Origin of the sequence: Proteus sp. PR00208 (genome assembly GCF_016238545.1) — a bacterium.
Lineage (GTDB): Bacteria > Pseudomonadota > Gammaproteobacteria > Enterobacterales > Enterobacteriaceae > Proteus.
Genome location: NZ_JAEHQE010000021.1, coordinates 1 through 14,723, shown reverse-complemented (window position 1 = coordinate 14,723; position 14,723 = coordinate 1). Strand labels below are relative to the sequence as shown.

At 40.9% G+C, this 14,723-nt stretch carries 10 protein-coding genes; 9 read left to right on the top strand and 1 reads right to left on the bottom strand.

The annotated features are described in order from the left end of the window. Positions 1 to 86: 86 nt before the first annotated feature. From JEP36_RS13925 to rluA, 3 genes are all read left to right on the top strand, one after another. Positions 87 to 2,441: a DNA polymerase II gene (locus JEP36_RS13925; RefSeq protein ID WP_198630360.1), complete on the top strand. Its 2,355-nt coding sequence runs from the start codon at positions 87 to 89 to the stop codon at positions 2,439 to 2,441. Between the two features lie 185 nt (positions 2,442 to 2,626). Then, positions 2,627 to 5,530: an RNA polymerase-associated protein RapA gene (gene rapA / locus JEP36_RS13920; protein WP_198630359.1), complete on the top strand. Its 2,904-nt coding sequence runs from the start codon at positions 2,627 to 2,629 to the stop codon at positions 5,528 to 5,530. A gap of 55 nt (positions 5,531 to 5,585) precedes the next feature. Continuing rightward, a complete protein-coding gene (gene rluA, locus JEP36_RS13915) occupies positions 5,586 to 6,239 on the top strand; it encodes a bifunctional tRNA pseudouridine(32) synthase/23S rRNA pseudouridine(746) synthase RluA (protein ID WP_072064290.1) in 654 nt (217 codons plus the stop codon). A 243-nt stretch (positions 6,240 to 6,482) separates the two neighbouring features. Here the strand turns inward: rluA and djlA are convergent, their stop codons facing one another. Continuing rightward, positions 6,483 to 7,283: a co-chaperone DjlA gene (djlA, locus tag JEP36_RS13910; RefSeq protein ID WP_023582748.1), complete on the bottom strand. Its 801-nt coding sequence runs from the start codon at positions 7,281 to 7,283 to the stop codon at positions 6,483 to 6,485. A 430-nt stretch (positions 7,284 to 7,713) separates the two neighbouring features. Between djlA and lptD the strand changes: the two genes are divergently transcribed. From lptD to apaH, 6 genes are read left to right on the top strand one after another with little or no spacing between them, the layout of a single operon-like run. After that, on the top strand, positions 7,714 to 10,086 hold the full coding sequence (gene lptD, locus JEP36_RS13905) for an LPS assembly protein LptD (protein ID WP_198620958.1): 2,373 nt from the start codon (positions 7,714 to 7,716) through the stop codon (positions 10,084 to 10,086). A 50-nt stretch (positions 10,087 to 10,136) separates the two neighbouring features. Further along, positions 10,137 to 11,474, top strand: coding sequence for a peptidylprolyl isomerase SurA (gene surA / locus JEP36_RS13900; RefSeq protein ID WP_198620959.1), 1,338 nt, complete (start codon positions 10,137 to 10,139; stop codon positions 11,472 to 11,474). Further along, on the top strand, positions 11,464 to 12,462 hold the full coding sequence (gene pdxA / locus JEP36_RS13895; RefSeq protein ID WP_198620960.1) for a 4-hydroxythreonine-4-phosphate dehydrogenase PdxA: 999 nt from the start codon (positions 11,464 to 11,466) through the stop codon (positions 12,460 to 12,462). The genes surA and pdxA overlap by 11 nt, the downstream gene beginning before the upstream one ends. Further along, a complete protein-coding gene (gene rsmA / locus JEP36_RS13890; protein ID WP_156734007.1) occupies positions 12,455 to 13,273 on the top strand; it encodes a 16S rRNA (adenine(1518)-N(6)/adenine(1519)-N(6))-dimethyltransferase RsmA in 819 nt (272 codons plus the stop codon). Before pdxA ends, rsmA begins: the two co-directional genes overlap by 8 nt. 25 nt (positions 13,274 to 13,298) lie before the next feature. After that, on the top strand, positions 13,299 to 13,676 hold the full coding sequence (apaG, locus tag JEP36_RS13885) for a Co2+/Mg2+ efflux protein ApaG (RefSeq protein WP_006535978.1): 378 nt from the start codon (positions 13,299 to 13,301) through the stop codon (positions 13,674 to 13,676). A gap of 2 nt (positions 13,677 to 13,678) precedes the next feature. Continuing rightward, positions 13,679 to 14,500, top strand: a complete 822-nt coding sequence (apaH, locus tag JEP36_RS13880) for a bis(5'-nucleosyl)-tetraphosphatase (symmetrical) ApaH (protein ID WP_198620961.1) — start codon at positions 13,679 to 13,681, stop codon at positions 14,498 to 14,500. Positions 14,501 to 14,723 lie beyond the last annotated feature (223 nt).

Genomic DNA, 14,723 nt, shown 5'->3' with positions numbered 1-14,723 from the left:
TTAGCTAAAATTAACTGTATAAATAACCACTATATTGACTATAATAAACACATATTTAGTAAATTATTTGTGTTTATTGGGTGCTCATGATTGGTCATACGGAACAAGGTTTTATTCTTACTCGCCACTGGAGCGACACACCAAAAGGTATTGTCGTCTCTTATTGGCTGGCGACAGATCATGGTCCGCATAAAGTGACTGTTCCTATGCAACGTGCTATCGGTTTTGTTGCCCGTCAATATGAAACTGTTTTACGCTCACTCGTTAATAAAAATCCTGATATTGAAATTCGCCCCCTCGAGTTAAAAGATTTCGAAAGACAGCCCGTTTTTGGTGTTTATTGCAAACAATACCGCCAACTTGTTCAACTTGAGCAACAACTTAAAGAGCATCACATCCGACTTTATGAAGCGGATATCCGCCCACATGAACGTTATATGATGGAGCGCTTTATCACCGCACCAGTCTGGTTTCGTTATCAACAAAATAATATTGCTACATTAAAACCCGCTCCTGATTATCGCCCAACGCTTCGAACCGTGTCTTTGGATATTGAAACCAGTGAGTTTGGTGAACTTTACTCCATTGGGCTTGCAGGTTGTGGCGATAATGTGGTGTTTATGCTTACTGATGAGTTGCCCGCAGAGTGTGAAAGCCAACAATTTCAAGGCTATCGTTTATGTTATGTCAGTAGCCGATTACGTTTAATTGAAAAGCTAAATGAATGGATACAACACTATGATCCCGATGCCATTATTGGTTGGAATTTAATTCAATTCGATCTACGTATTTTGTACACGCATGCCCAACGGTATGGCGTCAGTTTATTATTAGGTCGTCAAAATAGCCCGTTAGAATGGCGTGAGCATGGATTTAAAAAAGGACATTTTTTTGCATCGGCTCAAGGTCGTTTAATTATCGATGGCATTGAAGCATTGAAAATGGCGACGTGGAATTTTCCCTCTTTTAGCCTCGAATCGGTTGCTCAAACACTGTTAGGTGAAGGTAAAGCCATTGATACACCTTATGCCAGAATGGATGAAATTAATCGGCGCTTTAAAGAAGATAAACCTGCACTGGCTTATTATAATTGGCAAGATTGTGTCTTAGTGAACCGTATCTTTGATGCGACATCTCTTATGGCATTCTTATTAGAAAGAGCCTGTGTTACAGGGCTTTCAGTTGATAGAAGCGGTGGCTCTGTCGCGGCTTTTACTCACCTCTACTTACCCTCAATGCATCGCATTGGATATGTCGCGCCTAATCAAGGTGAAAAACCTGAAGAGCATAGCCCCGGTGGCTTTGTGATGGATTCTGCTCCCGGCTTATATGATTCTGTTGTTGTGCTTGATTACAAAAGCCTTTATCCCTCTATTATTCGTACTTTTTTAATCGATCCAGTAGGAATGATTGAAGGAATGCACCAACCTGACGAAAAGTTTTCTATTTCTGGATTTCGCCAAGCACGATTTTCACGAGAACTGCACTGTTTACCCGCTATTGTGTCGCAAATTTGGCATGAAAGAGATAATGCCAAATTACATAAAAATGCCCCGCTCTCTCAAGCGCTCAAAATCATTATGAATGCTTTTTATGGTGTTTTAGGCTCTGTGGGTTGTCGCTTTTTTGATCCTCGTTTAGCGTCTTCCATTACGCTACGAGGTCATGAAATTATGAAAAAAACACGAGAATTAATTGAGGCCAAAGGTTATCAAGTTATTTATGGCGATACGGATTCAACCTTTGTTTGGCTGAAGTCACCTCACACAGAACAACAAGCACAACAGATTGGGTATCAATTAGTACAAGAGGTAAATCAATGGTGGAAAACACATCTCTTTGAAAACTACCAACTAGATTGCAAATTAGAACTAGAATACGAAACCCATTACCGCCGCTTTTTAATGCCTACCATCCGAGGTATGGAAACGGGTAGCAAGAAACGCTACGCCGGACTCAGCAATGATAAAATGGTATTTAAAGGATTAGAAACCGTCAGAACAGATTGGACTCCCCTTGCTCAAAAATTTCAACAAGAGCTTTATACACGCATTTTTCATCAGCAACCTTATCAGCAGTTTATTCGTGATTATGTTGCGGATACGCTTGCGGGAAAATATGATGAGAGATTAGTGTATCGTAAAAGATTACGTCGAAAATTATCAGAATATCAGCACCACGTCCCCCCTCACGTCAAAGCAGCACGTAAGGCGGATGAATATAATTTATCCCAAAATAGACCTCAACAATATCAGCAAGGCGGTTGGATTAGTTATATAATTACCCTCTTGGGGCCTGAGCCATTAGAGCACATTACCACTGCACCTGATTATGAGCACTATATCAATAAGCAATTAATGCCTATTGCAGATGCAATCCTACCTTTTATACAAGATGATTTTTCAACCTTGTTAAATGGGCAAATGACACTCTCATTTTAAGTTGTGTCATTTTGCAGGTGACGGTTTGCTTTGCATCTATTAACATAACGCCCCTTTGGTGATAATTAGCTTTTCTTTGTTCAAGGAACAAGCACTTTTTATCCCGCAGATTTTAATGACAACACCGCAATACTGCATTCATTAATAATTCCTAAATTATATATTTGAGAGCTGAGTTTATATATATGCCTTTTACTCTTGGTCAACGTTGGATTAGCGATACTGAAAGCGAGCTTGGACTGGGTACTGTTGTGGCAATTGATGCCCGCATGGTTACCTTACTTTTTCCTGCCTGTGGCGAAAACCGCCTTTACTCCCGTCATGATGCACCAATAACGCGGGTGATGTTCAATGCAGGGGATACCGTCACCAGTCACGAAGGCTGGAAACTCGCCATCGATAACGTTGTAGAAGATAACGGCCTACTTATCTATCAGGGTGTACGTTTAGACACTGAAGAGCCTGCACAATTACGTGAAGTGTTCTTAGATAACAAACTCACTTTTAATAAGCCTCAAGATCGCCTTTTTGCAGGTCAAATCGACCGTATGGATCGCTTTGCATTACGCTACCGCGCTCGTAAGTTTATGAGCGAGCAGTTTAAGCAAGCACAAAGTGGTTTACGTGGTATCCGCGCAAGCCTTATTCCTCATCAGCTTTATATCGCCAATGAAGTGGGTAAACGTCATAACCCTCGTGTATTATTAGCTGATGAAGTGGGTTTAGGTAAAACGATTGAAGCTGGTATGATTATCCATCAACAATTAATGGATGGTCGTGCTGAGCGCGTGTTGATTATTGTGCCTGAAAGCTTACAACATCAGTGGTTAGTTGAAATGTTACGCCGTTTCAACCTCCGTTTCTCACTGTTTGATGATAGCCGTTATAGCGAATCTTTATTAGATAGCGATAATCCATTTGAAACAGAACAGATGATCATCTGCTCTTTAGATTTTGTGCGTAAAAACAAACAACGTTTTGAACACTTGGTTGAAGCAACATGGGATATGTTAGTTGTCGATGAAGCTCATCACCTTGTTTGGAGTGAAGATGCTCCAAGCCGTGAATATCAAGTAATTGAAGAATTAGCTGAATCTATTCCTTCGGTATTGCTATTAACCGCAACCCCTGAGCAATTAGGTCAAGAAAGCCACTTTGCCCGTTTACGTCTGCTCGATCCAAGCCGTTTCCATGACTATAACGAATTTATTAATGAGCAACAAAAATATCGCCCTGTTGCTGATGCTGTCACTATTTTGCTATCAGAAGATGATTTAAATACCGAACAACAAAATATCATCAGTGAAATGATCAGCGAGCAAGATGTTGAGCCATTACTGAAAGCGGCAAATACCCAAGGTGAAGAACGTACTAAATCCCGCCAAGAACTTATCCATATGCTAATGGACAGACACGGAACAGGTCGTTTGTTATTCCGTAACACTCGTTCTGGTGTTAAAGGTTTCCCGAATCGCTTACTTCACGCGATAAAAATGCCACTGCCAACACAATATCAAACCGCAATTAAAGTGGCTGAAATTATGGCAGCGAAAAAGAACCTCGAAGTTCGTGCAAAAGAGATGCTCTACCCTGAACGTATTTACCAAGAATTCGAAGGTGAAAATGCAACATGGTGGAACTTTGACCCTCGTGTTGAATGGTTACTGGGTTTCTTAACTGCCAATCGTAATGAAAAAGTACTGGTAATTTGTGCTCAAGCAGCAACCGCACTGCAATTAGAACAAGTTTTACGTGAGCGTGAAGGTATTCGCGCGGCAGTCTTCCACGAAGGTATGTCATTACTTGAACGCGACCGTGCAGCTGCTTATTTCGCGTCTGAAGAAGAAGGCGCGCAAGTTCTACTATGTTCAGAAATCGGCTCTGAAGGACGTAACTTCCAGTTTGCTAATCAACTGGTTATGTTTGATCTGCCATTTAACCCTGATTTACTAGAACAACGTATTGGTCGCCTCGATCGAATTGGTCAAAATCGCGACATTGATATTAGCATTCCTTATCTTGAAGGTACGGCTCAATCCGTATTATTGCGTTGGTATCACGAAGGCTTAGATGCCTTTGAGCATACTTGTCCAACAGGTCGTACTATTTATGACAGCAAATATGATGCTCTCGTCAATTACCTTGCGCAACCTAATGAATTAGCGGACTTTGACGAGTTTATCGCTGCTTGTCGTAAACAACATGATGAAATGAAGCTCAAACTTGAGCAAGGTCGCGACCGCCTATTAGAAATGCATTCTAACGGTGGTGAAGTTGGTGTTGAATTAGCGGGTGAAATTGCAGCGCAAGATAACGATCCTGAGTTAGTGAACTTTGCACTGAACTTATTTGATATCGTCGGTATTAATCAAGAAGATCGCAGTGATAGCTTAATTATTTTAACGCCATCCGATCATATGTTAGTGCCTGATTTCCCAGGATTACCGCAAGATGGTTGCACCATCACATTTAATAGAGAGCAAGCATTATCTCGTGAAGATACCCAATTTATTAGTTGGGAACACCCAATTATCCGTAATGGCTTAGATTTAATTTTGTCTGGCGATACAGGAAGTTGTGCCGTTTCTTTACTAAAAAATAAAGCATTGCCAGTGGGAACGCTGTTAGTGGAACTGATTTATGTGGTCGAAGCGCAAGCGCCTAAACATCTTCACTTAAGTCGTTTCTTACCGGCAACACCAGTTCGCTTATTACTTGATCTGAAAGGTAATAATCTTGCATCTCAAGTTGAGTTTGAAAGCTTTAATCGCCAATTAAATGCGGTTAATCGTCATACTTCGAGCAAACTGGTCAATGCGGTACAAAGTGAAGTCCACCATGTACTTAAAGCTTCTGAACCATTAATGGAAGTTGAAGCGAAAGGACTTATCCAAAAAGCGAAAGAAGAAGCGGATCGCGTGCTGACTCATGAATTGTCGCGCTTAGAAGCTTTACGTGCGGTAAACCCAAATATTCGTGATGATGAAGTCGAAGCAATTGAAAATGAACGTGCTCATATTCTTAACCATTTAGATGAAGCAACGTGGCGTTTAGATTCAATTCGCCTCATTGTTGTTACCCACCAATAATCACCGTTAAAGCGGGGAGTATTTTACTCCCCGTTGTTTTGATGAGATATCCACCATGATGGAAGTGTATAACCCGCCGACAGATCCTTGGTTACATGTTTTATATCAAGATGAGCATATTATTGCCGTCAATAAACCCAGCGGATTACTGTCAGTACCGGGCAAAGCGCCAGAGCATAACGACAGTATTATGTCGCGCATTAAAGCTGAATTTCCTAATGCTGAATGTGTGCATCGCCTTGATATGGCAACCAGTGGCGTTATTGTTGTTGCACTAAATAAAGAAGCAGAGCGTGAACTAAAGCGTCAATTTCGTGAACGTGAACCCAAAAAAACCTATATCGCACGCGTTTGGGGACATATAGAAAAAGAAGAGGGTTTGGTTGATTTACCTTTGATTTGTGATTGGCCTAATCGACCAAAACAAAAAGTCTGTCATGAAACAGGGAAAGCGGCGCAAACTTTTTATGAAGTGTTGGAATATGAAGAGAATGCGACAAGAGTGAAACTCTCACCAATTACTGGGCGTTCACATCAATTGCGGGTACATATGCTAGCGTTGGGGCATCCAATTCTTGGGGATCGCTTTTATGCACACCCACAGGCAAGAGCGATGGCGCCTCGCCTGCAGTTACATGCTCAGGAATTATTTATTACGCATCCTGCTTTTCGATCCCCGATACATTTTGAATGCCTTGCCGATTTTTAGTGTCTTATGACACTAAAACAGTCACTGAACTCAATGAAGCAAGGAGCAGGCAAAGCGCTAATCCCATAACCCCAACAAGAACACGGACGTTTGACATGGATATAGTTCCTTTTTTAAGAGAAGAGAGAATGAAATAATTAAATTTCACTTATATTTTACCGTGATAAATAATAAACTCAACTCAGTCTAAGTTATCTCTATCACGGAATAATTCTCTCTTTTCTCATCTTCTTTTACAAGATGTTAACGAAATCCTTTTTCTTTTTTAATCAAATCGTAAGCAACTTGTATAGACTGTGCTTTTTGTTTTGCGATTTCCATCATTTCTGGCGGTAAACCTTTCGCTACAAGTTTATCCGGATGATGTTCTCCCATCAATTTTCTATAAGCTCTTTTTATGGTTTTAACATCATCATTCTCATCGACGCCAAGTACCTTACACGCATCAGAGAGCGTTGGACCTTGAGGTTGGGGCTGATAACCCTGTCCATTTTGATAATGAAAATTCTGACCAGCCTGCATCATTGCTAATATATGTTCAAAATGCGCACGAGAAAAACCTAGCTCATCGATAATGATAAACAACATTTTTCTTTCATTTGGATGCAGTTGACCATCTGCAAAAGCAGCTTGTAATTGGATTTCCAGAAACATCTGAAGTAAGTCACGGCGCCCAACACAAATTTGCCGAACACGTTGCAATGTGGCTCTTAATGGAAAATCGGGTGATTTGCCTTCTCTAAAAGCTTGTTGCGCGGCTTGGCGACCAACACCATGCAGATTCATGCGATCCATTAATTCGCTGGCAAGAGAGATATCGGTTTGAGTCACTCGCCCTTTTGATTTTGTCAGATGGCCTAAAACTTGAAAGGTTGCGGCAAAGAAAAAAGCTTGTCTATCACGCGTATAGCGCCCACCACTTCCTAATTTACTTCGTTGCATGTCATAGAGGTGCCCAAGAAAAACACCAATAACAATGCCCCAAAAGCCTATTCCTGCAAAACTACCAATGGTAAGGCCTAATAATTTTCCCCAATAGCGCATAGACTCCTCAAATCTTCAATGCTCTGACTGCAATTTTGCATTATCATACTATTCATTTGCTTGCACACCTAACACCAAGCAACCTCTAAATAGACTTTTTCTTAAAATGAAGAGATTTACTGTTTCTCTTTGGACAGAGGTAATGCTGTTTTCGTTTAAATTGTGTTAAAGTAAAATGAGTGACCAAACGAATAACTTTAGCGTTGTTATACAGCACGAAATACCGCATCAGCGCGGTGTTTTTTTGTTTCTAATAAGGCTATAACCCTATTTCAACACAGAAACATCGAAAAAATGAGGCATACGCCTATTTTTCGGTTACCGTTAGAACAATGTTCAGAACGTTGGGCTGGTGTCGCATAACTCCCTGCGTTAGTTTCTCGCTGTTTATCAGCACGAAGCCACTGATGACGGAAGCACATAAATACTTATGAAAAAAAGTTATCCCACACTGCTGGCCACCCTAGTTTGGGCCACAATATACGGTCAGCCTGCTTATGCTGATCTTGCCTCCCAATGTTTACTGGGAGTTCCTGTTTATAACAAACCATTAGTACAAGGCGATCCTAACAGCTTGCCCGTCACCATCACTGCAAATGATATGCAAGGTGAATATCCTCGCATGGTCAAATATAAAGGTGATGTTGATATTAAACAGGGAAACCAAACCTTAAGTGCCGACAGTGTTGAACTGACACAGACTGAGGGAGAAACACCATTAAGAATGGTCACAGCAACGGGAAATGTGTCTTATGATGATCCTCAAATCATCTTAAAAGGCCCGCGTGCTTGGTCTAATCTTAATAATAAAGATACGGATATTGAGCAAGGTGATTACCAAATGGTTGGCCGTCAAGGCCGTGGTTACGCAGATAAAATGCAAATGCGTGGCGAAAACCGCTATACCATTATGGATAAAGGCATGTTCACCTCTTGTTTACCAGGAGATGATAGCTGGAGCGTTGTTGGCTCAGAGGTTATTTTAGACCGTGAAGAGCAAGTCGCTGAAATTTGGAATGCGCGTTTTCGTGTCGCCAATGTGCCTATCTTTTATAGCCCTTATCTTCAATTACCAATTGGTGATAAACGCCGTTCTGGTTTCTTAATTCCTAACGGAAGCTATTCCCGTAGCTCTGGATTTGATTTCCAACTCCCTTACTATTGGAATATAGCTCCTAATTATGATGCGACCATTACGACTAACTATATCAGCCGTCGTGGTTTAAAATTAGATAATGAATTCCGTTATTTAACGACTCCAGGTAGCGGTACGATTGCCGTTGATTGGATTAATCACGATAGCCAATACAATAAAGATAAAGAAGAAAATAAAGCTGGCTATCTTCCTCGTGATTCTGCAACACGTTGGTTATTCTACTGGGGACATAGTGGCGTCATGAACAATGTGTGGCGATTTAATATCGATTACACAAAAGTAAGTGATAACAAGTACTTCACTGATTTCACCTCTCAATATGGTAACACCACAGATGGTTATGCAACTCAGAAATTTAGTACGGGTTATGCGCAACAGAACTGGAATGCCACATTAACAACCAAACAGTTCCAAGTCTTCTCTGATAATAAAGATGCAAGGGCTTATCGTGCAGAGCCACAACTTGATCTCAATTATTATAAGAATGATATCGGGCCGTTTGATTTCCGTACTTACGCTCAATTTGTTCGCTTTACCAGTGTGGGAGATAACACCCCTGAAGCAAATCGTTTCCATATTGAGCCAACGATCTCACTGCCTGCATCAACAGGTTGGGCAAGCTTTAATAATGAACTGAAAGTGATGGCAACTCATTACGATCAGGACATTCCTGAGGCTTATAAGAAAAGATATCCTAACCAATTAGATGACAGCGTTAATCGTGTATTGCCACAGTTTAAATCTGATATGAAAGTGGTTTTCGAGCGCCAATATCAAACCAATGATATTACTCAAACCCTCGAACCTCGTGTGCAATATCTTTATGTTCCTTATAAAGATCAGTCTAATATCAATAACTTTGACTCCGCATTATTACAATCAAACTATGGCGGACTTTTCCGCGATAGAATGTATGGTGGTTTAGACCGCATTGCTTCTGCAAACCAATTAACCACGGGTGTAACTTCGCGTTTTTATGATAGCGAATTAGTTGAACGTTTTAACGTTTCTGTAGGTCAAATCTACTTCTTTGAGCGTCCAAGAACAGGTCCTTCTTCTATTGGTAATGAGATTATTAATAGCAAAGATGAAACAGGTTCAATGGTATGGGCGGGTGATGCCTACTGGCGGATCACAGATACTGTAGGTATGCGTGGTGGTTTACAATATGACCGTCGCTTAGGTAGCGTCTCAATGGGCGATGCGATTATGGAATATCGCGCAGATAGCGATCATCTTCTACAGTTAAGCTATCGTTATGTTGATCGTGACTATATCCAAGCCACGCGTGTTCGCCCTTATGATGGTGGTATTAATAAACTTCCTGAATACCAAAAAGGTATTTCACAAGTCGGTGTCGTAGGAAGCTGGCCATTAGCAGAGCGTTGGGGACTTGTGGGTGCTTATTACTTTGATACCAAAGAATCAGAGCCTGTTAGCCAAATGGTTGGTCTACAATACAACACCTGTTGCTGGGCTGTGAATGTGGGTTATGAACGGAAAATTGTTGGCTGGAAAGTTGACCACAGCGATATTGATAATAAATGGTCTGTCAATGTGGAACTCAGAGGCCTAAGTAACAATCATAGTTTGGGTAGCCAGAAAATGCTTGAACGCGGTATCTTACCTTATCAAAGAGCATTCTGATTTAATCAGACTACGGAATTGGCTGAATAAATATGTCACCCCGCAATAAGATGCGGAAAATACATAATGGGAAACTTATGAAAAATTGGAAAACGCTGTTTATCGGCTTAATGATCACGGTCGGTGCAGCCACCAGCTCAACAACATTTGCTGCTCAAGAATTAAACCGTGTATCGGCGATTGTCAATAACGGTGTCGTTCTAGAAAGTGACGTCAATAGAATGCTACAGACAGTCAAAATGAACGCAAAAAATGCGGGACAAGAGATGCCTGATGAGCAAGTTCTTCGCCAACAAATTCTAGAGCGTTTGGTGATGGATAACATCATTTTGCAAATGGCACAGCAAATGCAAATTGATATTCCTGATGCCGCAGTAGAATCTACAATTCAGGGTATTGCTGCTGAAAATAAACTCTCTCTTGAGCAACTGAAAAAGCGTCTTGCTGGCGATGGGATTTCTTATAACGAATATCGACAAGATATCCGTAAAGAGATGATGCTAGCTGAAGTTCGCAACAATGAAGTGCGTCGCCGTATTACTATTTTGCCTCAAGAAGTTGATTCTCTTGCGAAGCAAATTGAAGGTCAAGCAAGCCAAAGTGTTGATCTAAACCTGAGCCATATCTTAATTCCATTATCAGAAAATCCTGCGCCAGCAGAAATGGAAAAAGCAAAGCAAGTCATTGCTCGCATTATGAATCAGCTTAAAAATGGTGCGGATTTCGGTAAATTGGCTGCAACTTATTCTGCTGATCCACAAGCTTTAAATGGCGGTAATATGGGTTGGGCATCTATTGATGAATTACCAACACTATTTGCAAAAGAATTAGCAAATGCGCAAAAAGGCCAAATCGTAGGGCCTCTTCACTCTGGTGTTGGCTTACACATTATCAAAGTAAACGATATTCGTGGTGGTTCTAATACCCTTTCTGTTACAGAAGTGAAAAGCCGTCATATTCTGCTAAAAAGCTCGCCAATCATGAATGATGAGCAAGCCTATGCCAAGTTACAGCAGATCTCTGCCGATATTCGCAGTGGTAAAATAACCTTTGCTGATGCAGCAAAAGAGTACTCTGAAGATCCAGGTTCAGCATTACGCGGCGGTGAGTTAGGATGGTCAATGCCTGATGTTTACGATCCGGCATTCCGTGATGCGTTGATGCGCTTAAATAAAAACGAATTAAGCCAACCTGTTCGCTCAAACTTTGGCTGGCATTTAATTGAATTAGAAGACACACGTAGTGTTGATAAAACAGATGCCGCGAATAAAGAACAAGCATACCGTTTACTCTTCAACCGTAAATTTAATGAAGAAGTACAAAACTGGATGCAAGAGCTACGAGTAGGGGCTTATGTGAAAATAATGAACGAGAATAATGCAAACTAAGCAAATAAAACCACTTGTTATCACCCCCGGCGAACCAGCCGGGGTTGGTCCTGACCTTATTATCTCATTAGCACAAATGAGTTGGGATTTACCTTGGGTTGTTTGTGCTGATCCTCAGTTACTTAAAACAAGAGCAGAATTGTTAAACCTGCCTCTTTCATTAGTTGAATACGATCCTGCTACGCCACCTCAAATACACACACCAAGCCAAATTTATGTACTCCCAATTGCACTTCACACTAATGTCATTCCAAGTACATTAGATGCACGCAATGGTTTATACGTTGTAGAAACATTAGCTCGTGCTTGTGATGGTTGCCTAAATGGTGAGTTTTCGGCACTCGTGACTGGACCAGTTCATAAAGGCATTATCAATGATGCAGGTGTGCATTTTACAGGACACACCGAATTTTTTGCTGATCGTAGCCACTGTGAACGTGTCGTTATGATGCTGGCGACAGATACATTAAGAGTCGCATTAGCAACCACACATTTACCATTACGAGATGTGGCGGATGCAATTACAGGTGAGCTTCTGCATGAAATTATCACTATTTTAAACCACGATTTAAAAACCAAATTTGGTATAGCAGAACCTCAAATTTATGTTTGTGGCCTTAATCCTCATGCAGGGGAAAGCGGTCATATGGGACGTGAAGAAATTGATATTATTGAGCCTGCATTAACACAATTACGTCAGCAAGGCATTCATCTTCATGGTCCTTATCCTGCTGATACCTTATTCCAACCTAAATATTTAACACATGCTGATGCGGTACTTGCGATGTATCACGATCAGGGATTACCTGTGCTAAAATACGAAGGTTTCGGTCGTGCCGTGAATATAACTCTCGGCCTTCCTTTTATCCGTACTTCTGTTGATCATGGCACCGCCCTTGAGCTTGCAGGTACGAAAAGCGCAGATGCTGGCAGTTTTTGCACCGCATTAAATTTAGCCATTAATATGATACAAAATTGTAATGAATAATAGAGTCCATCAGGGGCACTTTGCCCGCAAACGCTTCGGGCAGAACTTTTTAACAGACAGCTATATTATTGAAAGTATTGTTGAATCCATTTATCCTCAACCTGGTGAAGCCATTGTTGAAATTGGTCCTGGTTTAGGTGCAATTACAGAGCCAGTAGGCGCAAGAATGGATAAAATGACGGTTGTAGAAATTGACCGTGATTTAGCCGCTCGTTTAGAAGTTCATCCTACATTAAAAGACAAGCTGACCATTATTCAGCAAGATGCTATGACGATTGATTTTGCGCAATTAGCAAAAGAGCGTCAGCAGCCTCTGCGTGTTTTTGGTAACTTGCCTTATAACATTTCTACACCACTCATGTTCCACTTATTCAGTTTTGCTGACGCAATTTCTGACATGACATTTATGTTGCAAAAAGAAGTGGTCAATCGCCTTGTTGCTGGTCACGGCAGCAAAACTTATGGTCGCCTAAGTGTGATGGCGCAATATTATTGCCAAATCATCCCTGTACTTGAAGTTCCACCAACTTCATTTAAACCGGCACCTAAAGTTGATTCAGCGGTTGTTCGCTTGATCCCTTACAAAGAAAAGCCATACCCAGTAACGGATATTACAATGCTTAGCCGTATTACCGCTCAAGCATTCAATCAACGCCGTAAAACACTACGTAATAGCTTAGGTGGATTACTCACAGCAGAAGATATGATAGCTCTTGATATCGATCCAACTGCAAGAGCAGAAAATATTTCTGTTGAGCAATACTGCAAAGTGGCAAACTGGTTATCGCAAAAGCAAGACTCACAAGCATAAGATAAAGCCAGAGACAGGAGGCACTATGTTTACCTCATCAAAAGTGGCGATACAGGTACAAAGCGTTTACATTGAAAGCCAATCTTCCCCTGAAGATGAGCGATATGTTTTTGCTTATACCATATCAATTCATAATTTGAATAAATGTGCAATTCGCCTCCTGCGCCGCTATTGGTTGATCACCAATGCACAAGGTAATACCACTGAAGTTCGAGGTGAAGGTGTTGTTGGCGAACAGCCGCTTATTGAACCTGGCACACAATATCGCTATACCAGTGGTGCCGTTCTTGAAACACCAATGGGAACAATGGAAGGTCATTATGAAATGATTGACACTGATGGTCGATTATTTCAAATAGAGATCCCTGTTTTCCGCCTTGCACTTCCAACATTGATAAACTAACTATGGCAACTTATTTAATTGGTGATATTCATGGCTGTTACCATGAACTGCGCCACCTTCTTGATAAAGTCAGTTTCAATCCAGCACAAGACACATTGTGGTTAACGGGTGATCTTGTTGCACGAGGCCCTGATTCTCTTGAAGTACTGCGCTTTGTAAAAAGCTTAGGGACTTCACTTAAACTCGTCTTGGGCAATCATGATCTTCATCTTTTAGGTGTATTTGCAAAAATTAGCCGCAATAAACCAAGAGATAAGTTGAATGATTTACTTAATGCGCCAGATGCAGACGAATTAATTAATTGGTTAAGACGCCAACCTGTATTGCAAGTTGATGAAGACAAAAAAATCATCATGGCTCACGCAGGGATCACGCCACAATGGGATTTAGAAACAGCCCAAATGTGCGCTCGTGAAGTCGAAGCTATTTTAAGTAGTGATAGCTACCCTTTATTTATTAACTCAATGTATGGTGATTTACCAAACAACTGGTCACCAGAACTTTCGGGTCTAGCGCGATTACGCTTTAGTACTAATGCACTCACTCGTATGCGTTACTGCTTTCCTAATGGTCAGCTTGATATGATTTGCAAAGATAAACCACAAGACGCGCCTGCACCATTAAAGCCTTGGTTCGATTTGCCAAGCCAATTACCTGAAGGCTATAGCATTATATTTGGGCATTGGGCCTCTCTTGAAGGGAAAGGCACTCCTGATAATATTTATGCGTTAGATACAGGATGTTGCTGGGGTGGGGATCTCACTTGTTTACGTTGGGAAGACAAACAATATTTCACTCAATCTAGCCTATCTGCTCCCAAATAAATCACTTATTATCCCCTTCTTTCTTAAAGCGCAAAAATGGCCACATTGCCTTTTGCGCTATGCGGGTTTTATCCTCACATATTACCTAAATTACTCTTTTTTATTCTAAAGAGAACATTTTATATACAAAAACGAACACTTTAAAATATCTCTAAATTTAACTATTAATAATCAATATGTTATTTTTTTTCATAGAAAAATAAGTACAAAAAAACACAATATT

What these genes read in the sequence shown, in the direction of transcription:
- JEP36_RS13925 (WP_198630360.1), top strand. Translation starts at nt 87, where the DNA reads ATGATTGGTCATACGGAACAAGGTTTTATTCTTACTCGCCACTGGAGC.
- rapA (WP_198630359.1), top strand. Translation starts at nt 2,627, where the DNA reads ATGCCTTTTACTCTTGGTCAACGTTGGATTAGCGATACTGAAAGCGAG.
- rluA (WP_072064290.1), top strand. Translation starts at nt 5,586, where the DNA reads ATGATGGAAGTGTATAACCCGCCGACAGATCCTTGGTTACATGTTTTA.
- djlA (WP_023582748.1), bottom strand. Translation starts at nt 7,283, where the DNA reads ATGCGCTATTGGGGAAAATTATTAGGCCTTACCATTGGTAGTTTTGCA.
- lptD (WP_198620958.1), top strand. Translation starts at nt 7,714, where the DNA reads ATGAAAAAAAGTTATCCCACACTGCTGGCCACCCTAGTTTGGGCCACA.
- surA (WP_198620959.1), top strand. Translation starts at nt 10,137, where the DNA reads ATGCGGAAAATACATAATGGGAAACTTATGAAAAATTGGAAAACGCTG.
- pdxA (WP_198620960.1), top strand. Translation starts at nt 11,464, where the DNA reads ATGCAAACTAAGCAAATAAAACCACTTGTTATCACCCCCGGCGAACCA.
- rsmA (WP_156734007.1), top strand. Translation starts at nt 12,455, where the DNA reads ATGAATAATAGAGTCCATCAGGGGCACTTTGCCCGCAAACGCTTCGGG.
- apaG (WP_006535978.1), top strand. Translation starts at nt 13,299, where the DNA reads ATGTTTACCTCATCAAAAGTGGCGATACAGGTACAAAGCGTTTACATT.
- apaH (WP_198620961.1), top strand. Translation starts at nt 13,679, where the DNA reads ATGGCAACTTATTTAATTGGTGATATTCATGGCTGTTACCATGAACTG.